The following is a 26587-nucleotide window of genomic DNA, read 5'->3' on the forward strand; positions in this document are numbered from 1 at the left end:
GCGGCACGGCGGGCGTGGTCGTCGCTCGGTCTCAGGGCGCCGTGGCGGTAGGTCCCGGCGCGGTACGCAGGAAACGGTTGCCGAGGTGGGTGAAGGCGTCGGTGAGTTCCCTGGGGCCGACGACTTCGATCTCGGCGTCGTACCGGGCGAGGGCGGAGGCGAGACCGGGCCAGGACCATGATCCGAGGGTGAGCCTGCAGCGACCGTCGTCCAGCTCCTCGACGACACCCTCGCGTGTGTAGCGGGCCACTGTGGCGGCGTCCAGGTCCAGGATGACGGTGCCCTGGCACGGCCACAGTGCGGTGTCGTCGGTGGAGCCGCGGAAGGTGCCGACGACATGGGCCGCATCGCGCGACCCTCCCGGAGCCGAAGCCTGACCTGTCTTTCCGGGACGAGCTGGCAGAGTGACGAGACGTGCGAGACCGGATGTGTCTGGGAGGCGTCTGCTGTGAACGTCCTGCGGTCCCTGCTGCGGCGCGACGCGGGTCTGACCGCGCTCCGCAGGTCTGTCAGAGCCGCGATCGTCGCTCCCGGCCTCTTCGCCGTCGCGCTCGCGCTCACTGACAGTCCGGTCGTCCCGCTCTTCGCGGCCTTCGGGTCGATCGCGATGCTGCTGTTCGTCGAGTTCGCGGGGCCCATGCGCGACCGGCTCATCGAACAGGCCGCCCTCGTCGTGACCGGAGCGGTGCTGATCTCCCTCGGCACGCTGGTCTCCCGGGACGTCTGGCTGTGCACCCTCGCCACGGCGGTCGTCAGCTTCCTCGTCCTGTTCTCGGGCGTGGTCAGCTCGGCCCTGGCGGGTGCCTCCACCTCCTTGCTCGTGAGTTTCGTCCTGGCCGCCACCCTCCCCGGGACGGCGCAGGCGATCCCGGACCGGCTCGCGGGCTGGGGTCTGGCCGGGGTCACCTCGCTCCTGGCCGTCCGCCTGCTGTGGCCCACTCCCGTGCGCGACCCGCTGCGCGACGCCACCGCGACCGCGTGCCGAGCGCTCGCCGTGCAGCTCAGGGCCGAGGCGGACTGCGTGCTGCGCGGCTTCGGCACGGCGGATCGCACGGCGCTCGGCACGGTCGTGAACGAGGCGAAGGACGCGGTGACCGCGCTGCGCGACGCGTACTTCGCGACCCCCTACCGGCCGACGGGTCTCGCCACGTCCACCCGCGTCCTGATCCGGCTGGTCGACGAGGTGCTGCTGCTCGCCACGGTCCTGGACCGCGTGTCCGTGGGCGAGAAGGCGACCCCCTCGGACGCGGTCGTCTGCGGGGTGAAGACGGCCGCCGCGGATCTGCTGCGGGCGAGCGCCGAGGCGTTGTCCGCGACGGACGACCAGGAACCCGGGCACCTGACCGCCTTGCAGGAACGCCTCGCCCTGGCCCGCTCGGCGATGGAGAACACCGTCACCTCGTTCCGGCCGGTCACCACCGACGACCGTGAGGCTGGGCGGCCCCGGGCGGACATCCGGCCCGACACGACCGCGACACGCTTCCTGAGCTCGCTGGAGCCGAGCTTCCGCGCTCAGGAGATGAGCTTCGCGGTCTCCGTCATCGCCAGGAACGTCGAGCTGATCCTCGCGGCGCGCGGGCGCACTCTGTGGCAGCGGCTCATCGGACAACGACCCGAAGGCGCCGCCTCGACCCTGGCCTCGGCCCAGGAACGTGCCGGTGCGCACACCGAACGGCACTCGGCGTGGCTGCGCAACAGCGTCCGCGGCGCGATCGCCCTCGCTCTCGCCGTGCTGGTCGCGGAGCAGTCGGGCGTGCAGCACAGCTTCTGGGTGGTCTTCGGAACCCTGGCCGTGCTGCGCTCCAGCGCCGTGCTGACCGGGCAGAACTCGCTGCGGGCGATCGCCGGCACCGCGGTCGGCATTCTCATCGGCGGGGGACTGATCTACCTGATCGGATCGAACACCACGTTCCTCTGGGTCCTGCTGCCCATCGCCGTGCTCTTCACCGGCCTGGCCCCGGCGACCATCTCCTTCGCCGCGGGACAGGCGGGCTTCACGGTCTCGATCCTGATCCTGTTCAACCTCCTCGAACCCGTCGGCTGGACCGTGGGAATCGTGCGGATCGAGGACGTCGCGATCGGATGCGCCGTGAGCGTGGTCGTGGGAACGCTGTTCTGGCCCCGCGGCGCCGCGCCCCTCCTCGGGCACGCCCTCGCGGAGGGATTCTCGGAGAGCACCAGGTATCTGCGCGGCGCGATCGGCTACGGCGTGACCCGCTGCGACAGCCTCGTAAGGACCGCTCCGCTCCCGGACGAGGAGCGCTACCGTGCCGCGGCGGCGGCCCGGCGGCTGGACGACGCCTTCCGGGGGTTCCTCGCGGAACGCGGCACCAAGCACCTTCCGCTGACCGACGTCACCACCCTGGTGACCGCCGTCGCCGTGCTCCGGCTCACCGCCGACGCCGTACTCGACCTGTGGGGGCGGGACCAGGGCGGGTCGGGTGCCGACCGCAGCGCCGCGCGCTCGGAGATCGATCGATCGAGGGACGCGCTGGTCTCCTGGTACGAGGCGACGGCCGACGCCATGGCGGGGCTCGGAGACGTGCCCGAGGCGCAGCCCCGGGACGTGGGGGCCGACGAACGGCTGATCCACGCGGTCGAGCGTGACCTCGTCGACGAGAAGAGCGAGCAGTCGCCGGACGCCATCCGGGTCGTGTGGACCGCCGACCATCTCGAAGCGGCACGGAGGCTCCAGCGGATCGTGCTGAAGCCGGCCCGCGCCGTGGCCGAGCGGCAGCGCGAGCACAACGCCCGTCTGCGCCTGTTCCGGTTCTCCGGACGCACCCGAGGGAACGGGACGCGCTGACCTGCTCCGGCTGATCCACCGAGACGCCGCCCACCCGACCTGCCTCGTCCTGCCTTTCACGAAACCCACGAAAGCCTGAGGAACTCCCGCCACCCGCACCGCCCGGGCCCTGCCTGCCGGTTCGGGACGGCGGCGGGCGGTCCGCGATGCAGCCCTCTGGCATATGCCAGTTTTCGATACGGGGCAGGAAGCACGCCAAGGCCCGGCCTGCGGCGGCTCCAGCGTCTAGGGTTCCCAGTGCGAACCGACTCGTAATCGATTACGCAAGGGATCCGGCCCAGCTCCTTCCCTCGCCGCTCACCGCACGCCGTGCGCACCGGAGTCGAGTCGTGCCCAGGCTCACGCACCTTCGTTCGTGCCACCTCCGCTGCCGCGGCAGCGGGCCGACCTCGGCGTCCGGCGTACGCGGGCGCGCCATCCGAATGGAGCAGGAACCGTGACGACGCCGCCAGGAGGCGAACAGTTCGGGAGCCGCACCCCGTGGCCCACGGGACAGGACGCCCGCCTCCGCGCCGCACCGGGTCGCCCCGCGCGGCCGTCCGCACTCGTCCGGCCCTACGCGATGACAGGTGGCCGCACCCGCCCGAGCCATCAGCTCGCGCTGGAGGCGTTGGTGAGCACCGCGACGCCCCTGACCCAGCCCGTGGCCCAGCCTCCGGAGGCGTACCGGATCAGGCTCCTGTGCCAGGAGGTCAAGTCCGTCGCGGAGATCAGCGCGCACCTCTCCCTGCCCCTCGGAGTCGCCCGCATCCTCGTCGCCGACCTCGCGGAGGCCGGGCTCGTGGTCATCCAACAGCCCGGCGGGGACGACGCCGACGGAGGACGACCGCATGTGACCCTGCTCGAAAGGGTGCTCAGCGGGCTTCGACGACTGTAGGGCCGGGCGGCTGCGCGGTGACGGGTCAGCGAGGCGCGGTCCACCGGGGAGCGGTGGCCGCCCAGGCCGTGTCCCACCGGGAGAGGTTGCGCCGCTCCAGCACGCGGACGGCACAGCGGTACACGGCGGCGCCGAGCAGGGGGACGGCCAGGCCGGCGAGGACGGCGCAGCCCATGGTGCGGTCACGGACCTGTTCCGCGGTCAGGGGCGGGTCGGTGATCCTCCCCTCGGTGTCGACCCAGACCTGGACGGTGCTGCCCTTGGTGAGCGCGGGTTCGACCTCGGCCTTGCCGGTGCGGGCGTGTCCTTGGGCGTCGGTGAAGCGGACGGTGGCGGGATAGAGGGCGGACTCGGCCTCGTCCGAACCCGGTTCCGGGTGCCGGGGGACGTCGTGGACCAGTGCGGCGGTGGTGTCGTGCCGGCTGGCGGCCTGGTGCCGTGCGGTCTCCCTGTGATGGCGGTAGGCGGTGTCGCCGACCAGGAACACGGCGGCGGGGATGCCGGCGAGGACGGCCAGGAAACGGCCGACGGCGACCCAGGCCTGTGCGAGGTCGCTGCGCCGGCGCAGGGGACTGCGCCGCCACCGCCACCACAGGATGTGCGGGAGTTCTTCGGGAGGGTGTGACGGGGGCGTCGCGCGGGCCACGATCTCGTTCCTTCCATGGGGGCGTGGCGGCCTCGCCGGCCCTGCGGGGACGGGGTGGGGACGGGGGTGGTCTAGCGGTGGCGGGCGTCCGTGATCGCGTCGGCGGACGGGTGGGCCTGGGCGGACTGCAGGAGTTTCGCGGCGCCGCGGACCGCCGCGGTGTGCGGCGCCGAGACGGGCTGGACCGGGGCGCGCAGCCGGTCGGCGAGGCGATAGGTGATGTCGGGTCGCAGCGCGCCCCCGCCGGCGAGGAGAGCACCCCGGTGGACGGCCTCGAACGTCTCCGAGGTGTGGTCCTGCTCCAGCATGGTGGTCACCATGGCGGCGACCGCCTCGGTGATCCGCGAGGGCGGGGTGTGGCCGTCCAGGTCGCTGGTGCCCAGCGCGGTGTGGCGCGCGTCGGTCACCGCGCCGTCGGCGAGCAGCGTGACCTCGGTGAGGTGGGCGCCGATGTCCACGACGAGCAGGGGGCAGGTCGGGTCGGCGTCGGCGGCGATGGCCACGGCGCGCGCGGTGGGGACCGTCAGGACCGCGCGCGGGCGCAGGACTTCGACCGCCGCGCGGGCCTGGGCCCGGTAGGCGATGCCACCCAGTACGGGCGTGGTCAGGACGAGCAGGGGACGGCCGAAGCGGGGCAGGCGATGACCGAGCAGCCGGTTCAGCATCCTGCCGGTTCCGGGCGCGTCGACGATCGTGCCGCGCTGGATGGGGTAGGTGGCGCCGGTGCCGGGGAACGTCACGGTGGGCACGTCGAGGATCGTTCCCCGCCCGGACATCCAGACACGGGTGCGGGCGCTGCCCAGGTCGAGGGCGATGCCGGCGTACGGCCGGACCCGGGACCACGTGCGATGGCGGGCCGGCGCGCGGCCGCGCCCCAGGGGGATGGTCATCGTCCGGTCTCCCGGACGTGCCGGCACCGGGTGCAGTAGCGCGCCTGCGGCACGATCAGCAGCTGTTCGCGGGCCATGGGCCTGCGGCACAGATGACAGGTCCCGTACGTGCCCTGGTCCATCCGCGCGAGGGCGGCCTCCACGTCGGTGAGGACCATGCCCGCGGAGGCCGCGAGCTTCACGCGGATCTCCATCTGGGCGGCGGTGTGCCGGTCGAGAAAGGCGTCCGCCTGGGTCGCTGCGTCCGAGAGCTGCCGCAGTTGCTCCCGGCGGAACAGAAGCTGCTCGCGCAGGTCCTCGCGCAGGGCGGCGAAGTCCTCCGGGGACAGGGCCGTGGTGCGGTCGTCGATGATCTGGTTGTTCACCATTACACCCCCGGGCAGTGCGGGTGGGCGGTTGTCAGGCGGCGTTACGCTGGCACGGGACGCAGAACGGGGTGTGGGGGAGGATCTCCAGACGCTCGACCGGGATCGCTTCGGAGCAGTTCCGGCAGACGCCGTAGCTGCCGTCCCGGACCCGGGCGACGGCGTCCTCGACCTCGCCGAGTACGCGCTTGACGGTGTCTTTCTGCGCCGACATCACCTGCTCCTCCCCGCCTGCCGCGACCTCGCCCAGCGCGCGCAGCTGCAACAGCCGGGAGGAACGTTCGTGTTCGAGGCGCTGGAGCGCTTCGTGCGCCGTCAGCCGCTCACGGCGGGTCCCGGCCTGGGATGTATCGAGGGACATCGCGATTCCTTCTTTCGACGGGGAGGCGACTCGCGCCGGACGGGGAGACGTCGGGGGAGCGAGGACCGGGGGAGGGCGGTTGTGGTGCACGCCTTCACCGTCGCCGCGGCGCCCCGCGAAAACCATCGGGCGCGATACCCATCTCCGGCCCGTCCCGGAGCCCATCGGGACGTGGGCGGCACAGCGCCCGGGAAATGGGCATTGGAGCCCATCGACGCCGGGCCCGGGCAGCGGGCAGCCTGGGAGTCGACCGGTCGGCACCGGTGACCACGGCTCATCCTCGGGATGCGCGGTGAGCGACAGTAGAGACAGGGCCATGCCACGCACAGCCATGTCACACAGAGAAAGGCGTCATCCGGGTGTCCCTGTTCTGGCGGGTCTTCGCGCTCAACGCGGTCGTGCTGGGAAGCGCCACCGCGCTGCTGCTGTGGGCCCCCGTGACCGTCTCCGTGCCCGTGGTGCTGACCGAGGCGCTCATCCTCCTGGCCGGCCTGGTCGTCATGTTGGTCGCCAACGCGGCCATGCTGCGGATCGGCCTGGCCCCGCTCGACCGGCTCACCCGGCTGATGGCCACCGTCGATCTGCTGCGCCCCGGGCAGCGGCTGCCGGAAAGGGGCCGAGGCGAGACCGCCGAACTCATCCGCACCTTCAACGCGATGCTCGACCGCCTTGAACACGAGCGTGCCTCCAGCAGCGCCCGCGTCCTGCTCGCGCAGGAGGCGGAGCGGCGCCGCATCGCCCAGGAACTGCACGACGAGGTGGGCCAGAGCATGACCGCCATCCTGCTCGCGCTGGAGCGGGCGGCCGACGACGCGGACGAGCCCCTGCGGGGTGATCTGCGCCAGGTGCAGGAGATCACGCGGGGGAGCCTGGACGAGGTGCGCCGTCTGGCGCGCCGGCTGCGGCCGGGCGTGCTGGAGGACCTCGGTCTGGTCAGTGCCCTGACCTCGCTGACCGAAGAGTTCTCCACGCATGTCGGGCTGCGCGTGGTGCGCCGCTTCGACAGCGGACTGCCGGCGCTGGACCAGCAGACGGAGCTGGTGCTGTACCGCGTCGCCCAGGAGGCACTGACGAACGCCGCCCGCCACGCCGAGGCGGGCCAGGTCGAGGTGAGCCTGCACCACACCGACGAGGCCGTCGTGCTGACCGTCGCCGACGACGGCCGTGGAAACGGAGTCGCCCGCGAAGGGGCGGGAATCCGCGGCATGCGCGAGCGGGCCCTGCTGATCGGCGCCGGGCTCGACGTCACCTCCGAACCGCAGGCCGGCACACGGGTCCGGCTGACCGTGCCCCTCGTCAGGAAGCAGCCATGAGCACCCCTCACACCTCCGCGATCCGCATCCTCCTCGCCGACGACCACGCGCTGGTACGACGCGGTGTGCGGCTCATCCTCGACCGGGAGCCCGACCTCGAGGTCGTCGCCGAGGCCGGGGACGGCGCGGAGGCCGTCGAGCTGGCCCGTACCCACGAGGTCGACCTGGCCGTGATGGACATCGCCATGCCCCGGATGACGGGCCTGCAGGCCACCCGGGAACTCCTCGCGCTCAAGCCGCACGTACGGGTGCTCATGCTGACGATGCACGACAACGAGCAGTACTTCTTCCAGGCACTGAAGGCCGGAGCCAGCGGATACGTGCTGAAGTCCGTGGCCGATCGCGACCTGGTGGCGGCGTGCCGGGCCGCCATGCGGGACGAGCCCTTCCTGTATCCCGGTGCCGTCACCGCGCTCGTCCGCAACTACCTGGACCGGGTCCGCCAGGGCGAAGAGCCGCCCGAGCAGGTGCTGACGGCGCGCGAGGAGGAGGTCCTCAAGCTCGTGGCCGAGGGTCACTCCTCCAAGGAGATCGCCGAGATGCTCTTCATCAGCATCAAGACCGTTCACCGGCACCGGGAGAACCTGCTGCACAAGCTCGGCCTGCGTGACCGGCTGCAACTCACCCGGTACGCGATCCGCGTCGGCCTCATCGAGGCCTGAGCCCCCAGACCGCCTCAGGGTCCCGGCCCCCCTACCCCCCGCCGGGGCCCTGAGGCCTGACGTCGTTGCCGCCAGAACGCCATCGAGACCGAAGGGGAGCGGGGATGGCCCGGTACGTGCCTTCCCTTCCGCGCCCTCGTGGCCCGGCAGCGACGATGGCCCTTCTGCTCGCCGCACTCATCACGCTGCTCGGCCTGTCCGCGCCGGGCGGCGAGTGTTACCGGGCGTCGGTCGGAGCGGTGCCCGTCGGCACGGTCTCCGCCGGCAAGGCGTCGATCGGAGCGACCTCCGTCGGCACGGCGCTCGTGGGCACGGTCTCCGCCGGCAAGGCGTCGATCGGAGCGACCTCCGTCGGCAAGATGTCCATAGGAGCGACCTCCGCCGGCACGGTGTCCACTGGAGCAACCTCCGTCGGCACGCTGTCCCTTGGCACGTCGTCCGTCGGCACGGCGTCCCCGAACACGGCGTCCCCCGGCACGTCGTCAGACGGCGCGGTGCGCGGCACAGAAGTCGTGTCGGCGCAGAGCGGGACGCAAGCGACCGACGGAGATCCCGCCCTCACCGCCGCCCTTCGGAACCATCGGGATGCCGTAGGCGAGCGTGGAGGCGAGTGCCGGCTTCCGCCGGTCTTCGCCCCGGGTACGTCACGTGGCCCGGCCGTCCACCCGCTCCGGCCCACGCGGCCCCCGCACGCTGCGGTGGTCCCCTGCGCGTCCGGGCAGCCCTCGCACCGTCACGGGGTACGGGCCCCTCCTCCGCTCTCCGGCATCTGAACCCTCATACCCGCTCCCTCCTCCCTGCTTCCTCCCCTCTCCTCCCTCAACTTCTTGGCCGCGGCCGGTGTCCTGGCCGCGGCGTGCCTGCCGGAGGCTCCCGTGAACCGATCCCCGCACGTCAGAGGCCTGATCGCCCTCGCCGTCGTCGCCCTTTCCCTGTACGTCGCGCTCACCGTGCCCGTCACCCTCGGACTCGATCTGCGGGGCGGCACCCAGATCGTGCTGGAAACCCGCCCCACCGCCGACGCCGATGCCGACCTCGACGCCGAAGGCGAGGCTGGGACCGGTAGCGACGCGACGGATCGCACCGTGGAGGTGCTGCGCGGCCGTATCGACGCGCTCGGTGTCACCGAACCCACCATCACCCGCTCAGGCAGCGACCGGATCGTCGTCGAACTGCCCGGCCTGCAGGACCCGCAGAAGGCGGCCGACGTCCTCGGACGCACCGCCCAGCTCACCTTCCACCAGGTACTCGGCACGTCGGCCGGACCTGACGACGTATCGGATCCCCTGCCCAAGCGGGCACGCGAGCAGGTGATGCCCGACGAGTCAGGCGATCCGCTGCGCCTGCGGGCCGCCTCCATGACCGGCGACGACGTGGACAAGGCGGCCGCCCGGTTCGACCCGCAGGGAGGTGCCGGATGGCACGTGACCGTCGATTTCACCGGAGCAGGTGACGGGCGGTGGGCTCATCTGACGGGCGAGGCCGCGTGTCATGCGGCCGGGAATCCTGCCCGCCGGGTCGCCATCGTGCTGGACAACAAGATCATCTCTTCGCCCCAGGTCGATCCGTCGGTGGCGTGCCGGTCCGGCATCAGCGGCGGCTCGACCCGGATCACCGGGTCCTTCGACGAAGCCGAGGCCAAGGAACTGGCCCTGCTCATCAACGGCGGCGCTCTGCCGGTACCCGTCGAGACCATCGAACAGCGCACCGTCGGAGCGACCCTGGGAGCGCAGGCCATCACGGCCAGTGCCTGGGCCGCCGTGATCGGTACCGCTCTGACCTCACTGTTCATCATCGCCGTGTACCGGATCATGGGAGCCTTGGCGACCGTGGCCCTGGCCTGCTACGGCCTGATCTCCTACGCCGCGCTCGCCGTTCTCGGCGCCACCCTGACCCTGCCCGGCCTCGCCGGGTTCGTCCTCGCCATCGGCATGGCGGTCGACGCCAACGTGCTGGTCTTCGAACGCGCCCGCGAGGAATACGCCTCTCGCCTCCGCCCCACTCCACGGTCGTCGCTCACCGCCGGCTTCCGCCAGGCCCTCAGCGCGATCGCCGACTCCAACATCACCACGTTGATCGCCGCCGGCCTGCTGTTCTTCCTCGCCTCCGGGCCCGTGCGCGGGTTCGGAGTCACGCTGGGGATCGGCGTACTCGCCTCCATGGTCAGCGCCCTGGTCATCACCCGGGCCCTGGCCGACTACGCCGTCGCCCGTCCTTGCCTGCGCCGGCGCCCGCGACTGACGGGCATCGCCCACACCGGCATCGTCCGCGAGCGCCTCGGCCGCACCGCCCCGAACCTGATGCGCCACCCGCGCCGATGGCTTGCGGTCTCTGCCGCCGTACTCGTCCTCGCCGCTTCCGGGATCGCCGTACGGGGCCTCGACTTCGGCGTCGAATTCACCGGCGGCCGTCTCATCGAGTACACGACGTCCGCTCCCGTCCATCCTGACCGGGCCCGCCACGCGCTCGCCGACGCCGGATTCCCCCGAGCCGTCGTCCAGAGTTCCGGCGACCATCAACTCACCGTCCGGACGGTGAAGTTGAGTAACACGGAGGCGGCAGCCGTCACCGAGACCGTCACCGGCCTCACGGGCCGGGCCGACAAGATCCGCGACGAGGCCATCGGACCCAGCCTCGGCAAGGAACTTCGCCAGGGCGCCCTCATCGCCCTGCTCGTCGCCCTGGGTGCCCAACTCGTCTATCTCGCCGCGCGTTTCCGCTGGCTGTTGGGAACCTCCGCGGTCGCCGCACTCGCCCACGACGTCGTGATCCTCATCGGCGTCTTCGCCTGGCTCGGCAAGCCCGTCGACGGAGTCTTCCTGGCGGCGCTGCTGACCGTCATCGGCTACTCGGTCAACGACTCCGTCGTCGTCTTCGACCGGATCAGGGAACTCGGCCGCCGCAAGGTCGAGGAGCCCTTCGCCGGCGTCGCCAACCGGGCTCTCCTGCAGACGCTGCCCCGCACCGTCAACACCGGTATGGGGGCCGCCTTCATCCTCACCGCGCTGGCGGTTCTCGGCGGCGACACCTTGAACGATTTCGCCCTGGCCCTTCTCATCGGCCTGGCGGTGGGCACGTACTCCTCGATGTTCACGGCCACACCGCTGGCCATCGAACTGCACAAGCGCCGGACGTAGCGATCGAGTCACCCCGGCATCGCGCGGTACGCGGCCGTCGCGCTATCGACGAAGGATCGGATCAACGCGTTGGTGTCTCCTTCGTTCCACACCACCACGACGCGGCTCGGTGGCATGTCGATCAGCGGCACCACGGCGAACTCCGCCGGCAGGTCGTGTCCCAACGGCGCCAGGCCGATCGTGCCGTTCCACAACACGGCCTGCAGGCACTCCTGAACGGCGCGCACGGTCGGCCCCTCGCGCGGGCTGCCACCGTTCCAGTACGACTGCCAGACGGGGTCGGCGTCCTGCGGGAACTGGAACCAGCGCCGGTCGCTCAGTTCGGCCAGCCGCAGTTGGGCGCGGCGGGCCAGGGGATCGTCGGCGCGCAGGACCACACCGACCGGATCGGACCGCAGCGTACGCACCGTCAGTGCGGTCTCGTCGAACGGTGCCCGCGTGAGGGCGACGTCCACCAGCCCGGCGCGCAGCCCGCACGTCGGGTCGGTCAGGTCGGTGTCGCGGATACGGATGTCGATGCCGGGGTGGGTTCGACGGTAGGCGGCGGCGAGCCGGGACACTCCCGGGTCGGTGCCGTCGCCCAGGATGCCGACGGTGATGGACGCGGCGCCGGCTGCCGCGTCGACTCGTACACGGACGCGCTCCGCATGGGCGAGCAGGGCCCGCGCCTCGTCGAGCAGCACCGTTCCCACCGGCGTGAGCGTGACGCCGGTGGGCGAGCGGGTGAAGAGCAGCGCCCCGAACTCGGCCTCCAGCCCCTTGATCGCCCGGCTCAGCGGCGGCTGACTCATGTGCAGTCGGGTGGCGGCCCGGCCGAAGTGGAGTTCCTCGGCGACCGCCACGAAGTAGCGCAGCGTCCGTAGCTCCATGCTGCAACGATACCCACGAGGTATCGGTGCCGCGGGATGGGTCTTGGACACCGGAGGGGCTCCGGCGGTGCACTCGTGAGCATGCGCCCAGCACGACGAGGGCTTCTGAGTCCGCCGGCGATGTCGACGGATCTTCGCAATCGACGGGGCCTCGGCGAGCCGGCGGCCCGAGAAGGAACGATGAACATCGCTTACTGGATCGTCGCCGGACTGCTCGCCCTCTTCTACTGCTACGCGGGAGTGTTGAAGGTGTCCCGCAGCCGCGATCGGCTCCGCCCGATGATGAACTGGGTCGACCGAGTTCCCCTGCCCGCCGTCAGGGCGCTCGGGACGGTCGAGATACTCGGCGCGATCGGTCTGGTCGTGCCACCGCTGACCGGTGTCGCACCCTCGCTGGCGACGGCCGCGGCCATCGGCTTCGTCCTCCTGCAGGCAGGCGCGATCGCCGTGCACCTCACCGGCGCGGAGGACCGCGGGATCGCCCTCAACGTCGGGCTCATTGTCACCGCGGCCGTCACGGTCTGGCTGGCCACCGGGCTCTGATGGAGGTGCCCGGGTCAGCGGGTGGCATGTGCGCCCGCGTCCAGTACGTTCACCTGGGCGGTCACGATGTCCGTGGACACCTTCGGGTAGTGGCCGGGCTCAGGAAGGGTGTCCACGGCGTTGAAGACGGCGATCGTGGAGCCCGAGCGAATGACGACGACGCTCTTGGGGATCGGGATCGCGTCATCTCCGCCTGGCGTGTTGAACAGTTCGGTGAGCCTGAAGGACACCGCTTCGTCGCCGGCCGCCGGATCACCGGTGGGCGACACCTTCTCGTAACCCGCGCTGCTCGTCGACGACGTGAAGGCCGTGCACGTCCGCAGGGCCGCGCGGAGTTCGTCGACGACCCGGACCGCGTCCGCCTGCTGGTAGGACACCAGGTAGAACGTGGCCAGGCGGCCCTTGCTCTGGGCCATACGCATCACGCTGGCGACCGGCGTGAACCGACTGCTGCCGGCGAGAGCGCTGTTGACCGGCCCGCACGCCGAGGGCCGCGCGGCACGGTCGAGGACGGGACGGACCACGCCGTCGCCCACCCCGTCCGTCCCCGCGCCGATCGTGTTGACACTGACCCCGGGGAGATCGCGCTCATCCAGGACCATCTCTTCCAACCGGTCCTGGACCAGCACCGGAACACGGGCGGTCGACTCCTCGGCCTTCGAAGCCTTCGCAGCCTTCGAAGGCTTGGTGCCGGCTGCTCGCTCACCGCTTCGGCCGGCCGGCGCGTGCACCGCGGCCGAGTCATCGGCACCACACCCGGTCGCCCCAAGCGCCAGGGCCAGGGCCACAGCACCGACTGCGCATCTTCGGAAAAGGGTGTTGCTCACTGCTTACTCCCGGATCATGTGTGTGGCCGTGCCACGACAGCGTCTTGTTCCGATGGGGTCGTACGGCAGGTCTCGGACCTGAGAACGGTGATCACTGTCCGCCGCACATGCCGTCGTGCCCGCGCATCCCGCCCCGGCGCGGCATCAGCCCGCGGAGGCGGCGGAATCGGCGTGCCGGGCCTCCATCGCGACGATCACTCGCTGCCGGGCCAGCCTCCGGCCCTGCCTGAGCTTGCTGTCAGCCAGCAGAAGGGGCATGTACCAGAGCCAGCCCCACACGCTGTAGGAAACGGTTCCGCTCAGCACCAACGCCTTGTTGGTCGCGACGGCCAGCACGAAGGCGGCGACGTAGGCGGCCACCCGATGACGGACCAGGAGCCGGAGAGGGGCCCGCCACGGACCGGCCAGCAGTTCCAGTGCGGCCGCCACTTCGGCGGCCCGCAGGTCTTCGGGGTGTGCGGGCGTCGTCGGACCGCCCCGCCCCAGCGCCTCCGCGACGTCCTCGCCGTGGGACGTCAGAGCCGCCCGCTCGGCCCGCGCGGTCGCCGTCCTGTCCCGTACGTCCTGCCAGTAGCCCCGCCCGGCCCAGCCGAGCGCGTCCTCCACCCGCGCCGCCTCGGGCGAACCCGCCGGAGCCAGCACGGCGATCCGCTCCTTCAGCACGACCGCCCGACCGCTGCGCCCGGGGAACGTCCACCCGTCGGCCCGCAGACACAGTTCCAGGTAGGAGACGAGCAGCCCGAGGTCGTCGGGATACAGCTTCAGCCCGGCCTCGTAGGCCTTCTCGGCCTCGGCGTCGTGGTCGTCCTCGTCCTCCGCGGCGTGTGCGAGGCCGAGCCAGCGGTAGAGCCTCGGATCGGGTCCGAGTTCCTTCAAGCCGGATTCGGCCAGCTTCCGGACCTGCGTGAATCCGCCCACCGCGAAGAGCTCTTCGCAGTTGCCGGCGTATTCGTCGTGCGTCATGCTTCCCACCCCAGTTGATCAACAGGGTTACTTTCAGCCACACGAACCCGCTGGTCAAGGCCGTAGTCGGAGGGGATCCGACCGGCCGTTTCCCGTCACCAGATCCACATTCCTCCCGCGACGCCGTCAGGCCCGAGGAAGTGGGCCGCCTCGGGACCCACGCGCGAGTCGTCATCGAGCGGGATGACGAATCGGTCCTCGCCGAAACCGAGGGCGAGGAGCCTGCCGGGGTCGAGTTCGTAGCTGTCGACGGTCCTGCCGATGTACCGGTGCAGGAGGTCCATCGATCCCGGCTGCGGGAAACGCCACTCGCGACCGCCTTGCACACCGAAAGGATCGCTGATCGCGCGCAGCACGGCTCCGTCGGGGTCGAAGTGCAGTTCGACGTAGTCGGCCACGAAGCACACGGAGCGGACGTCCAGCCCCACCAGCTGCTGGATCGGGTCGTCGGGGTTGTTCGGGATGTTCACGACTCCATGGTGCCAAGCGGCTCCGTCCACCCCCGTCGACGGGGGCATCCGCCGGTTCGGCAGAAGATCAGCAGGCCGATGGCCGCAGTCCGAGCGGGCAGCGGCGAGACTCCGGAAACGCCCGGCCCGGTGCGCGCGGGTGTCCCGTCGGCAGGACACCCACGGCACCGCGAGACCGTCCTGAGGCGTCAGCGTCTTCCTCCCCCTGCAGTGGATGGATGGGGGAGTCAACTGACGTGCAGCCCCGCATGGTTCGCCGAGTCGACCGCCACGTAATGGGCCGTGCGGACTTCGATTTCCCTGCCGGGCTGGGCATTCTCGGTTGGTCACCCTGCTGGTCTTCCCGCTGGTCGGCCGCGTGCGCGACAAGCCCGACGGATCGATGAATCGGCCAGGTCGAAACCGAATCCTGCCGCGACAGATGAACGTTGAGGAGTAGCCGATGATCCCGTTGTCCTTCGCTCAGCGCAGGCTGTGGTTCCTGTACCGGCTGGAGGGGCCGTCCGCGACGTACAACATCCCCTTCGCGCTGCGCCTGGAAGGGGAGTTGGACACGGCGGTCCTGGCCGCGGCGGTGGCGGACGTCGTCACCCGGCACGAGAGTCTGCGCACCCTGCTCGTGGAGAACGAGGACGGCGTTCCCGAGCAGCGGGTCCTGCCCGCGGAGGAGGCGGCGCCGCCCTTCCGGGTGGTCGACGTGGCCGCGGACGCGGTGGACGACGCGATGCTGGAGACGGTGCGCGCCGGCTTCGAGCTGGACCGGGACCTTCCCCTGCGGACCGCCGTGTTCCGTGTCTCGCCGCGGGAACACACGGTGATGTTCGTGTTCCACCATGTCGCGGCGGACGGGGCGTCGATGGCGCCGTTCGTCCGGGACCTGCTGTCGGCCTACGAGGCGCGCGGGCACGGCACCGCGCCCGACTGGGCCCCGCTGCCGGTCCAGTACAAGGACTACACCGTGTGGCAGCGGCAGATGCTCGGCGACGAGGACGACCCGGACAGCGTCGCCGCGGAGCAGCTGGAGCACTGGCGCCGCGAACTCGCCGGGGCGCCGCAGCCGGTGCAACTGCCGCTGGACCGGCCGCGGCCCGGCTCGGCCGGCCACCGCGGTGCCGAGGTCATGTTCGAGTTGGAACCCGAACTGCTGAACGGGGTGCGGAAACTGGCCGCGCGGCACGGTGCCACGGCGCCGATGGTCGCGCAGGCCGCGCTCGCGGTGCTGCTGCACCATCTCGGCGCGGGCAACGACTTGACGATCGGCAGCCCGATCGAGGGCCGTCCCGACGAGCAACTCGAGGACCTGATCGGGTTCTTCGCCAACACCTGGGTGCTGCGCGTCGACCTGTCCCGCAACCCGGCGTTCGGTGATCTGCTGGATCAGGTACGGGAGCGGGCGCTCGCCGCGTACGACCACCAGGACGTCCCCTTCGAGCACCTGGTCGAACTCCTCGACCCCGACCGCACCACCGCCTACCAGCCGCTGTTCCAGGTGATGCTGGCCTGGCAGTTCGTCTGGCCGGAGATCGAGGTGCCGGGCCTGAGGGGCACCCTCGTCTGGCCGGGCACCGAGACGGCGAAGTTCGACCTGTTCCTCAACATCGTCCCCGACGCCTCCGGGATGGCGTACGGACGCCTGGAGTACGCGACGGAACTGTTCGACCACACGACGGCCGAGACCTTCGTCGACCGCTTCGTGCGGGTGTTGCGGCAGGTGGTCGCCGACCCGGGGACGAGGCTCGGCGCGGTGGACGTGCTCACCGAGACCGAGCGGGCCGGGTTGGCGCGGTCGAACGAGACGACGGCACCCGCGCCGATGGTCACGATCCCGGAGCTCGTCACCGCCCAGGCGGCACGGGCCCCGCAGGCGACCGCCGTGGTGTGCGGACGAACCTCTTTGTCGTACGGGGAGTTGGAGGTCCGCGCGGGCCGGCTGGCCGCGGTGCTGCGCGAACACGGGGTGGGACCCGACGCCCTCGTCGCCGTGGCGCTGCCACGCTCGGCGGACCTCGCCGTCACCCTGCTGGCCGTCCTCAAGGCAGGCGGTGCCTACCTGCCGGTCGACCCGGCCTTCCCGTCCGCACGCGTCGGTCTCCTGCTCGACACCGCCCGCCCCGCTCTGGTGCTCACGGACCACAACACCGCACACACCGTCGCCGGTTGTGCGCCTACGCTGCTGCACCTCGACGACCTGGACCTCGACCTGGACCTGGACGGCCCCGTAGTCGACGCCTCAACGGCCGGCATCGGGCCCGATCACCTGGCGTACGTGATGTTCACGTCCGGGTCGACCGGGACCCCCAGGGGCGTCGCGGTCACCCACGCCGCCGTCGTCAACGGCGTACAGGATCTGGCGCGGCGCACTCGCGTCGAGGCCGGATCGCGGACGCTCGCGGCGACCTCGGTGAACTTCGACGTCAGCGTGTTCGAGATCTTCACGGCGCTGACCTGCGGCGCGAGCGTCGAGATCGTCCGTGACGTCCTCGAACTCGCCGAGCGTGACGCATGGTCGGGCACCACCATCAGCGCCGTACCGGGTCTGGTCTCCGCGCTCCTCGACCAATGGGCCGCCGATGGTCCGACCGGCCTTCGCCTCGACGTGGAGACCATCGTGTTCGCCGGTGAGGAGCTTTCCGGCGACCTGGTCCGCAGGGTGCACCAGGCACTGCCCGGCACCCATGTCGTCAACGCCTACGGTCAGACCGAGAGCTTCTACGCCTCCACGTTCGCCGTCCCGCGGGAGTGGACGGGGGCCGGTGCGTTACCGGTCGGCGCGCCGCTGGCCAACATGCGCGCGTACGTCCTGGGACCGGAACTGGCCCTGGTCGCACCGGGCGTGACCGGGGAGCTGTACGTGGCGGGCCCTGTCGCCCGCGGCTACCACCGGGACGGCGCCGCCACCGCCGAGCGCTTCGTCGCCTGCCCCTTCGGCCCGCCCGGCACCCGCATGTACCGCACCGGCGACCTGGCCCGCTGGGACACCGAGGGCCGACTGAGGTACGAGGGCCGCGCCGACCACCAGGTCAAGGTGAACGGCATACGGGTCGAACCCACCGAGATCGAGTCCGTCCTGGCCCAGCACCCCGCCGTCAGCCGGGCCGCCGTGACGGTGTGCAATGGCGCCTCCGGCAGCAGGCGGCTCGTCGGCCACGTGGTGCCGGTGCAAGGCGGCGCCGGAGACGGGGACTTCGCCCTGGACGCCGGCGTCTCGGTGGCGGACTTGCGGAGGTTCGTGGCCAAGCGGCTGCCCGACTACATGGTTCCCGCCCACCTCATGGTCCTCGACCGGCTGCCGCTGACCGCGAGCGGCAAGCTGGACCGTGCCGCACTGCCCGAGCCGCGGTTCGCCGGCTCCGCGTACCGGGCGCCGCGCGGCGAGACGGAGCGGAGGCTGGCCGGCGTGTACGCCGACGTGTTGGGCGCAGTACCCGAACAGGTGGGTGTGGACGACGACTTCTTCGCCGGCGGCGGGGACAGCATCCGTTCCATCCAGGTGGTGGCCCGGGCCAAGGCGCGCGGTGTCGTCGTCAGCACGCGGGAGATCTTCGAGCACCGCACCGTCGCCCGGCTCGCGGAGCTGGTCGACGGCCGCACCGAACAAGAACACGTGAAACTGGCGGAGTTGGAGGGCGGGGGTGTCGGCTGGGCACCGCTGCCACCGACGGCGGCGCACGTGCTCGCGCTGAGCGGTGGCATAGGCCGGTTCTGCATGTCCGCGCTGCTGACCCTGCCCGAGGACATGGACCGTACGGGACTGGCCGCGACCCTGCAGGCCGTACTGGACCGGCACGACGCACTGCGCTCCCGGCTCGACAGGATCCGGCCGGGCCTGCGGATGGAGCCCGCGGGCGGCGTGGAGGCAGGGACGCTCCTACGGGAGGTCGTCGCCGACGCCGACGTGCAGGCCGAGCTGGACGCCGCCGCGGGGCGCCTCGACCCGGACGCGGGCGTCATGGCGCAGTTCGTCTGGTTTACCCCCGACATGGGCACGGCGGCCGACACGGGCACGGAGGCCGACGCGGGCAAGGCGGCCGACGCGGGCAAGGGAACGAACGCCGGAGCCGGTCGGCTGCTGATCGTGCTGCACCATCTGGTCGTCGACGGGGTGTCCTGGCGGATCCTGGTCCCCGACCTGGTGGCCGCCTCGCGCCAGATCCGGTCCGGCACCACCCCGCGACCGGCGCAGACCGGCACCTCGCTGCGCCGCTGGACCCACGCCCTGGCCGAGGAGGCCGTCCGCCCCCACAGAGTCGCCGAACTGCCTCTGTGGCAGCGGATCCTGGACGGCGACGAACCAGTCCTGGGCGCAAGGGAGTTGGACGGCACACGCGATGTCGCCGCCACCTTGGACACGGTACGCGTCAGCGTTCCGGCCGACGTCACCGAGACCCTGCTCGACACGCTGCCCACGGTGTTCCGCGGCGGCGTCGACGACGGTCTGCTGGCCGGTCTCGCGCTGGCCCTGGCGCGCTGGCGACGGACGCGCGGGGTGTCCGGACCTCCGGCGTCATCGGCCCTGGTCCGGCTGGAGGGTCACGGCCGCGAGGAACACCTGGTGCCCGGCGCGGACCTGTCCGGCACGCTCGGCTGGTTCACCGCCATGTACCCGGTCCGCCTGGACGTGACCGGCATCGACCTGGCGGACGCGTTCGCGGGCGGCGTCGCGGCCGGCCAGGCGGTCAAGGCCGTCAAGGAACAGCTGCGCAGTGTGCCGGACGCGGGCCTGGGTTACGGCCTGCTGGCCCACCTCAACCCCGACACCGCCACCACCCTGGCAGGGACGCGCCGCCCGCACATCGGGTTCAACTACCTCGGCAGGACCTCCGGTACGGACATCCCCGAGGAACTACGCGGCCTGGGCTGGGCCCCGGACACGACGCACGCCGACCTGATCGCCGCACCGGACCCGGACATGGAGGTGCTGTCCGCGCTGGAGATCAACGCGGTCGCCACCGACACCGGGAACGGAGAGCAACTGACCGCCTACTTCGGCTTCCCCACCGGCGTCCTCTCCCGCGAGGAGGTCGGCGACCTGGCCGCTCTGTGGGTCCGGGCGCTGACCGCCCTCGCCCTGCACACCACCACCACCGACGCCGGGGGACTGACACCCAGCGACGCGCCTCTGGTCACGGTCACCCAACACGAGATCGACACCTGGGAGGGCCGCTTCGACAAGCTGGCCCAGGTGTGGCCGGCCACCCCCGCACAGTCGGGTCTGCTGTTCCACGCCATGCTCGCCGGATCGTCCTTCGACGCTTACCACATGCAACTCGTGTTCCACCTGTCCGGCACGGTCGACCCGGAACGGATGCGCCGGGCCGGACAGGCGCTCCTGGACCGACATCCCGCCCTGCGCGCCGCGTTCGTCGACCGGGCGGACGGAGATCTCGTACAGGTGATACCGGAATCCGTGATGCTGCCGTGGCAGCACCACGACCTGACGGCGACCGAAGAGCCCTACCGCACCCAGGAGTTTGAGCGGTTCCTGGACCAGGACCGGACCACCTACTTCGACGCGGACGCTCCGCCGCTGATTCGGCTGGCCCTTGTCGTCCTCGAACCCGGCCGGGCCGAACTCGTCCTGACCGCCCATCATGTCCTGTTCGACGGCTGGTCCACGCCGCTCCTCATGCGCGACCTGCTCCTGCTCTACGCCGCCGACGGGGACCCGGCCACGCTCGCCCCCACCCGCGACTACGGCGGCTTCCTCACCTGGCTCTCCCACCACGACCATGAGGAATCCGCTCGCGTCTGGGCGGCCGAACTCGACGGTGTCCAGGAACCCACCCTGCTCGTGCCGCACGCGGGAACTCGGCACGATTCAGCGGGCATCGGCACCATCGAAGTGGCGTTCGAGGGCAAGCAGGACCTGTCCCGACGGGCCGCGGAGCTCGGCGTCACACTCAACACCCTCGTACAGGGGGCCTGGGCCGTGCTCCTCGCCCGTCTCACCGGCCACTCCGACGTCGTCTTCGGAGCCACGGTGTCCGGGCGCCCGCCCGCGGTGAAGGACGTCGACGACATGGTCGGCCTGTTCATCAACACCGTGCCCGTCCGGGTGCGTTGCGCGCGGCAGATCACCTTCGCGGACCTGCTCACCGAGTTGCAGGACCGGCAGGCGGCCCTGCTCGACCATCACCAGCACAGCCTCGCCGAGATCCAGCAAGCCACCGGGCTGACCTCACTGTTCGACACGATGGTCGTCTTCGAGTCGTATCCTATCGACCGCGAAGCCATCGCAGAGGCCAACTCCTCCGCCGGTGTCGCCATCACCGGACTGCGCCCGTTCGCGGGCTCGCACTACCCGGTCATCCTGGCCGCCGCGGCCGATCCCCAACTCCAATTGGTCCTGCAGTACCAGAAGGACCTGCTGGACCAGGAGGCGGCGGCCGACATCGTCGCGCGGTTCGTCCGGGTCCTGGAGCAGGTCGCCGCCGCCCCCACGACCCCGATCGGCACCATCGACGTACTTGGTGCGGACGAACACGACCGCCTGGTGCGGCAGATCAACGACACCGCCCGTCCGGTCGCCGAGACGACCCTGCCCGACGCGTTCGAGGCACAGGTGCGCCGCACCCCGGACCGGGTCGCGGTGATCGGCGAGCACGAGACGCTCACCTACGCCGAGTTCAACGCCCGCGCCAACCGCCTCGCGCACTGGCTGATCGCACAGGGCGCGGGCCCCGAGCAGCTCGTCGCGGTGAAGATCCCTCGCTCCGTCGACCTGCTCGTCGCCGTGTACGGGGTGGTCAAGGCGGGCGCCGCCTACGTACCGCTGGACACCGAACTGCCCGCCGAACGCGTACGCCACGTCCTGGCCGTGGCCGACCCTCTGCTGCTGCTCGACGGGATGCTGCCGGACGTGTCGGAGTATCCGGACAGTGATCCTGAGCGCAATTTGTCGTCCGACAACGTCGCCTATGTCATCTTCACCTCCGGCTCGACCGGCGGCCCCAAGGGCGTTCCGGTCGCCCACCGTTCGATCACCAACCGGATCGAATGGGGCCTGGAACACTTCGACGTCACGGTCGAGGACCGGATGCTGATGAGCACCTCGGCGAGCTTCGACGCCTCGGTGCCGGAGATGTTCTCCAACCTGCAGACGGGCGCCAGTGTCGTGGTCGCCAGTGCCGAGGGCCGTCGTGACCCCGCCTACCTCGCCGATCTGATCCAGCGCGAGCAGGTCACCGCCGCGTTCTTCGTGCCCTCCCTGCTCTCCGCGTTCGTCACCGAGCCGGCCGCCAGGGAGTGCACCAGCCTGCGCTGGATCGAGGTGGCCGCCGAGGCCTTCCCCGCCGCCCTCGCCAACCGGTTCACCGACCTGCTCCCCGGCTGCTCCGCCAACAACCTCTACGGACCCACCGAGGCCACCGTCGAGGTCACCGGCTGGCAGCACGTGCCCGGCGCCGACCGCGTCCCGATCGGCACCCCGATCTGGAACAACCAGGTCTACATCCTCGACGCCGCGCTGCGTCCGGTCGCGCCCGGCGTCGCCGGCGAGCTCTACCTCGCCGGCATGTGCCTGGCCCGCGGCTACCTCGGCCAGAGCGGGCTGAGCTCCGAGCGGTTCGTGGCCTGCCCGTTTGGTCCGGCCGGAGCGCGCATGTACCGCACCGGCGACCTGGTGAAGTGGAACAAGGACGGCCAGGTCGAATACCTCGGCCGCACCGACTCCCAGGTCAAGGTCCGCGGCTTCCGCATCGAACTCGGCGAGATCGACCACGTCCTGTCCGGACACCCCCTGGTCGCACAGGTCGCCGTCGTGGTCCGCGAGGACCAGAAGGGCGACCAGCGCCTGGTCGCCTACGTCGAACCCGACCCCGACGCCGCCGTCCCCGACACCGCGGCCCAGGTCGAGGAGTGGCGCCACGTCTATGACGACACCTACACAGTCTCGGCCGAAGGGGCATGGGGCGAGGACTTCCAGGGCTGGAACTCCAGCTACACCGGTGAGCCGATACCGCTAGAGCAGATGCGGGAGTGGCGGGACGCGGCGGTGGCCCAAGTGCTGCGGTTCGCGCCACGCAGGGTGTTGGAGATCGGCGTGGGGTCCGGGCTGCTGCTGGCGAAGATCGTCGGGGAGGTCGAGGAGTACTGGGGCACCGACATCTCGCCCACGGTCGTCGACCGGGTCCGGGCCCAGGCCGAGGAGGCCGGCCACGGGGATCGAGTCCGGCTCAGTGCCCAGGCGGCCGACGACCTCTCCGGGCTGCCCCGGGGAACGTTCGACACGGTGGTCATCAACTCGGTCGCGCAGTACTTCCCGAGCGCCGAGTACCTGGACCGGGTGCTGCGCGAGGCCATGCAACTTCTGACCGAAGGCGGTCGGTTGATCGTCGGTGACGTCCGCAACGCCGCGACCCTGCGGATTCTGACCACCGCGGTGCAGGGCGCGGCACACCCTCACGCGTTCTTGAGCGAGGTGCGGACGCTGGTGGAGCAGGCGCTGCTCGCAGAGCGGGAGTTGGTGGTCGCTCCGGAGTGGTTCGCCGAGTGGGCGCGTGACCATGCCGGTGGCGTGGACATCAGGCTGAAGGCGGGGCACGCGCACAACGAGCTGACCCGGCACCGCTACGAGGTCGTCCTGCACAAGGCGCCCGCGGACCTGCTCGACCTCTCCGGTGTGCCGGCGGTGATGTGGGACCGGGAACGGTCCGGCTGCGATGGCCCGGGCGGTTTGGGTGGCTGCGTCGAGCGGGCGGACGGTGGCCCGGTGCGGGTCACCGGGATCCCGAACGCACGGCTGACCGAGGAGGCCGCGTCGGCGGGTTCCGCCGGCGGCCGAGGGACGGTCGGCGGCACCGGTGCACCACTCGATCCGGAGGAAGTCGCCGCATGGGCGCGGCGCCAGGGCCTGGACGCGGTCCTCACCTGGTCGGGAGAGACAGCCCACGCCTTCGACGTGATTCTCCTTCCCGAGCGGAAGGACGAGAGGCGGGCCATGACCGGAGGGTTCGTGCCCGGCGCCGCGGTCGACCGGCTGCGGGTGAACGCCCCCGCGCTCGCGAAGGTGATCGGTCCGCTGCTGGCGGAGCTGCCCGAGTACGTACGCGGACGCCTCCCCGACTACATGGTCCCGGCCGCCGTCGTACCGCTCTCCTGGCTCCCGCTCAATCCGGCCGGAAAGATCGACCGACGGGCCCTGCCCGCGACGTACACGACCGCCGTGAGCAGCCGCGGACCACGCAACTCCCATGAAAAGAAGCTGTGTTCCCTCTTCAGTGAATTGCTCGGTCTGGAGAGGGTCGGCATCGACGACGACTTCTTCGCGCTCGGCGGGCATTCGCTCCTGGCCACCAGGCTGATCAACCGCGCCCGCGCCGAGATGGGGATCGAGATACCGATCCGCAAGATCTTCGACCTGCCGACGGTCGCCGCGTTCGCCGAGTGGTCGAGGAAGGCGACCGGTCCCCGCCGCCTCAGGTTCGAGCCGCGCGACCACGCGGGGGAGAACGCCCCCATTCCCCTGTCGTTCGCGCAGCGCCGCATGTGGATCCTCCACCAGCTCGATCGCGGTGCGGCGGCCTACAACATCTCCCCGACGTTCCGGCTGACCGGGCCGCTGGACGAAGCCGCCCTCGCGTCGGCGATCGGTGACGTGGTCGCACGGCACGAGATTCTGCGCACCACCTATGTGATGGACACCGACGGCGAGCCACAACCGAGCATCCTGTCGGCGGCACAGGCGCCGGTGCGAGTTCCGGTGGTCGACGTGACGCCCGAGGACGAGTCCCGCGCGATCGGCGAGGCCGCCGCGCACCGGTTCGACCTGGCGACCGAAATCCCCTTGAGGGCAACCCTGTTGCGACGCTCCGCCCAGGAGCACGTCCTGGTCCTGGTCGTCCACCACATCGCCACGGACGGCACCTCGGGAGCGCCGCTGGCACGGGATCTGGCCGAGGCGTACACCGCGCGCCTGGACGGCAGGGCGCCGCAGTGGGAGCCGCTGGCCGCGCAGTACAAGGACTACGCGCTGTGGCAGCGCGAGTTGCTCGGTGACGTGGCGGATCCGGACAGCCTGGCCGCGGCGCAGTGCGCGTACTGGCGCAAGGAACTGGACGGGGTGCCGCAGCCGTTGAGCCTGCCGCTGGACCGCCCGAGGCCCGCCGTGAGGAGTTCCGAGGGCGCCGTGATCGACGTCGTCGTCGGACCGGAGTCCGCGGCCCGCTTGCGGAGACTGGCCGATGAACGCGGGATGACCTTGTCCATGGTCCTCCAGGCCGCGTTGGGCGTGCTGCTCGGCAAGCTGGGCGGCGGCGAGGACGTGCCGATCGGCAATCCGATCGCCGGCCGTACCGACGAGGGGCTGGCGGACATGGTCGGGTTCTTCGTCAACACCCAGGTGTTGCGGGTGGACCTCTCCGGCGATCCGTCGTTCACGGACGTCCTCGCGAGAGTGCGGGACAAGGCACTGACGGCCCACGAGCACCAGGACCTGCCGTTCGAGACGCTGGTCGAAGCCCTCGACCTCGAGCGCTCCGCGGCCTACCAGCCGCTCTTCCAGGTGATGTTCGCGTGGCAGAACTTCGAGAAGCGGGAACTCGAACTCCGCGGTCTGAAGGTCGAGTTCGAGCAGCACCTGACGTCCACCGCGCAGGCCGACCTGATGTTCAGTCTGGCCGAGGACGGTTCGGGTGCGCTGCGGGGCGATCTCATCTACGCGACCACCCTCTTCGAGAGGGAAACGGCCGAGACGATCGCCGCCGGGTTTGTGTCAGTGCTGGAACAACTGATCGCCGAACCCCAGTTGCCGGTCGGCGCGATCGACGTCCCGGAGACGGGACTGAAGGCGAGCCGCCGCGGTCCGCGCAACGCTCACGAAGAGAAGCTCTGCGCCCTCTTCGGCGACCTGCTCGGCCTCGAACGGGTCGGTGTCGACGACGACTTCTTCGTGCTCGGCGGGAATCCGGAGTTGGCCACCCGCCTCAGCGCCCGCATTCTCGAAGAGTTCGGCGTCGACCTGCCCCTCAGGACGATCACCGACCACCCCACGGCGGCCGAGCTGGGCGGGCTGGTCGTCGTCGGCGGCACTCAGGACGACCAGAGCGACTCGTACGGGGTCGTCCTGCCCTTGAACAGGGATCCCGGGACGGGCGAGCCGCCGCTGTGGTTCTTCCACGGAGGCGGCGGCCTGGGCTGGGCGTTCTTCACCTTCGCCCCGCACGTGAAGGACCGGGCGGCGTACTCCCTGCAGTCCCGAGGTTCCAACGGCAAGGACCCGCTGGCGGATTCGGTGGAGGAGATGGTCGAGGACTATCTCGCCCAGATCCTCGCCATCCAGCCGGAAGGCCCGTACCACCTGATCGGCTGGTCGTTCGGTGGCCCGGTCGTGCACGCCGCCGCGGCGGAGCTGGACCGGCGCGGCCACCGGGTCGGCCTCGTCGCCGTGCTGGACGCCCCACCGGCCACCACCGCCCCGGACAGCCCGTTCAAGCAGGTGGCCGGCCGGACGGCGGCGATGTACCGGGGTGACGTCGAAGAAGTCTTCGGCCAGTACATGAACACCGACAACCTGGACGGCTTCCTTGAGGACATGTCCAAGGTGGGGGCCAACAACCTCAACAAGATGGCCGTTTTCGCGTCGCCGGTCTACCGCGGCGACATGCTCTACTTCAACGCGAAGTCGGACAAGACCGACGGGCTGTCGTCGTACGGCCCCGGCTGGCGCCCGTACGTGCTCGGCTCCCTGGAGGAGTACGACGTGGACGCCTCGCACCACGACCTGCACATGCCCAGGCCCGCGGGTCAGATCATGGAGGTGATCGCCCGCAAGCTGGCCCGGTGAGCACCGCCATCGCGATCGCTGGGCCCGATACCTCGACCGCCGGGCCGCGCCCTGGGACTCCTGGTCCCCAGGGCGC

17 protein-coding genes are annotated in these 26587 nt (G+C 71.1%); 8 read left to right on the forward strand and 9 right to left on the reverse strand.

The window, feature by feature from the left end; genetic code table 11:
* Nucleotides 1-31 precede the first annotated feature (31 nt).
* Nucleotides 32-403 carry a WYL domain-containing protein gene (locus ACFYYF_RS11005; protein ID WP_388774359.1) on the reverse strand — a complete coding sequence of 124 codons (372 nt, stop codon included), beginning with the start codon at nt 401-403 and terminating at the stop codon, nt 32-34.
* Nucleotides 404-448: 45 nt separating this feature from the next.
* Here ACFYYF_RS11005 and ACFYYF_RS11010 point away from each other — a divergent pair, with 45 nt between their 5' ends.
* Both ACFYYF_RS11010 and ACFYYF_RS11015 read left to right on the forward strand, forming a co-directional pair.
* On the forward strand, nt 449-2806 hold the full coding sequence (locus ACFYYF_RS11010; RefSeq protein ID WP_388773707.1) for an FUSC family protein: 2358 nt from the start codon (nt 449-451) through the stop codon (nt 2804-2806).
* Between the two features lie 355 nt (nt 2807-3161).
* The gene (locus ACFYYF_RS11015) at nt 3162-3683 is read left to right on the forward strand and encodes a DUF742 domain-containing protein (protein WP_388773710.1); all 522 of its coding nucleotides are present in this window, start codon (nt 3162-3164) and stop codon (nt 3681-3683) included.
* A gap of 25 nt (nt 3684-3708) precedes the next feature.
* Here ACFYYF_RS11015 and ACFYYF_RS11020 read toward each other — a convergent pair whose 3' ends face one another.
* From ACFYYF_RS11020 to ACFYYF_RS11035, 4 genes are all read right to left on the reverse strand, one after another.
* Nucleotides 3709-4329 carry a hypothetical protein gene (locus ACFYYF_RS11020; RefSeq protein ID WP_388773712.1) on the reverse strand — a complete coding sequence of 207 codons (621 nt, stop codon included), beginning with the start codon at nt 4327-4329 and terminating at the stop codon, nt 3709-3711.
* A 71-nt stretch (nt 4330-4400) separates the two neighbouring features.
* Nucleotides 4401-5219, reverse strand: a complete 819-nt coding sequence (locus ACFYYF_RS11025; RefSeq protein WP_388773713.1) for a hypothetical protein — start codon at nt 5217-5219, stop codon at nt 4401-4403.
* Nucleotides 5216-5587 carry a TraR/DksA family transcriptional regulator gene (locus tag ACFYYF_RS11030; protein ID WP_388773715.1) on the reverse strand — a complete coding sequence of 124 codons (372 nt, stop codon included), beginning with the start codon at nt 5585-5587 and terminating at the stop codon, nt 5216-5218. The genes ACFYYF_RS11025 and ACFYYF_RS11030 overlap by 4 nt, the downstream gene beginning before the upstream one ends.
* Nucleotides 5588-5618: 31 nt before the next feature.
* Entirely contained in the window at nt 5619-5945 is a 327-nt protein-coding gene (locus ACFYYF_RS11035; RefSeq protein WP_388773717.1) for a TraR/DksA family transcriptional regulator, read from the reverse strand.
* A gap of 359 nt (nt 5946-6304) precedes the next feature.
* Between ACFYYF_RS11035 and ACFYYF_RS11040 the strand changes: the two genes are divergently transcribed.
* The 4 genes from ACFYYF_RS11040 to secD all read left to right on the forward strand — a co-directional run bounded on the left by ACFYYF_RS11040 (nt 6305) and on the right by secD (nt 11057).
* Nucleotides 6305-7258 (forward strand): HAMP domain-containing sensor histidine kinase, encoded by a 954-nt coding sequence (locus tag ACFYYF_RS11040; RefSeq protein ID WP_388773719.1) that lies wholly within the window; start codon nt 6305-6307, stop codon nt 7256-7258.
* Complete coding sequence (locus ACFYYF_RS11045) at nt 7255-7920, forward strand: response regulator (protein ID WP_388773722.1); 666 nt, start codon at nt 7255-7257, stop codon at nt 7918-7920. Before ACFYYF_RS11040 ends, ACFYYF_RS11045 begins: the two co-directional genes overlap by 4 nt.
* A gap of 155 nt (nt 7921-8075) precedes the next feature.
* Nucleotides 8076-8693 (forward strand): hypothetical protein, encoded by a 618-nt coding sequence (locus tag ACFYYF_RS11050; RefSeq protein WP_388773725.1) that lies wholly within the window; start codon nt 8076-8078, stop codon nt 8691-8693.
* 102 nt (nt 8694-8795) lie between these two features.
* Entirely contained in the window at nt 8796-11057 is a 2262-nt protein-coding gene (gene secD, locus ACFYYF_RS11055) for a protein translocase subunit SecD (protein ID WP_388773727.1), read from the forward strand.
* A gap of 8 nt (nt 11058-11065) precedes the next feature.
* Here the strand turns inward: secD and ACFYYF_RS11060 are convergent, their stop codons facing one another.
* On the reverse strand, nt 11066-11926 hold the full coding sequence (locus ACFYYF_RS11060) for a LysR substrate-binding domain-containing protein (protein ID WP_388773729.1): 861 nt from the start codon (nt 11924-11926) through the stop codon (nt 11066-11068).
* A gap of 180 nt (nt 11927-12106) precedes the next feature.
* Here ACFYYF_RS11060 and ACFYYF_RS11065 point away from each other — a divergent pair, with 180 nt between their 5' ends.
* Nucleotides 12107-12469 (forward strand): DoxX family protein, encoded by a 363-nt coding sequence (locus ACFYYF_RS11065; RefSeq protein ID WP_361680692.1) that lies wholly within the window; start codon nt 12107-12109, stop codon nt 12467-12469.
* 14 nt (nt 12470-12483) lie between these two features.
* Here ACFYYF_RS11065 and ACFYYF_RS11070 read toward each other — a convergent pair whose 3' ends face one another.
* The 3 genes from ACFYYF_RS11070 to ACFYYF_RS11080 all read right to left on the reverse strand — a co-directional run bounded on the left by ACFYYF_RS11070 (nt 12484) and on the right by ACFYYF_RS11080 (nt 14729).
* On the reverse strand, nt 12484-13098 hold the full coding sequence (locus ACFYYF_RS11070) for a hypothetical protein (RefSeq protein WP_388773732.1): 615 nt from the start codon (nt 13096-13098) through the stop codon (nt 12484-12486).
* A 342-nt stretch (nt 13099-13440) separates the two neighbouring features.
* Nucleotides 13441-14259: a hypothetical protein gene (locus tag ACFYYF_RS11075; RefSeq protein WP_388773735.1), complete on the reverse strand. Its 819-nt coding sequence runs from the start codon at nt 14257-14259 to the stop codon at nt 13441-13443.
* A gap of 95 nt (nt 14260-14354) precedes the next feature.
* Nucleotides 14355-14729: a hypothetical protein gene (locus tag ACFYYF_RS11080; RefSeq protein WP_388773738.1), complete on the reverse strand. Its 375-nt coding sequence runs from the start codon at nt 14727-14729 to the stop codon at nt 14355-14357.
* A gap of 442 nt (nt 14730-15171) precedes the next feature.
* Between ACFYYF_RS11080 and ACFYYF_RS11085 the strand changes: the two genes are divergently transcribed.
* Entirely contained in the window at nt 15172-26511 is an 11340-nt protein-coding gene (locus ACFYYF_RS11085) for an amino acid adenylation domain-containing protein (protein ID WP_388773740.1), read from the forward strand.
* The last annotated feature ends 76 nt before the right edge of the window (nt 26512-26587 follow it).

This window comes from Streptomyces sp. NPDC001914 (genome assembly GCF_042891215.1).
Taxonomy (GTDB): Bacteria; Actinomycetota; Actinomycetes; order Streptomycetales; family Streptomycetaceae; genus Streptomyces.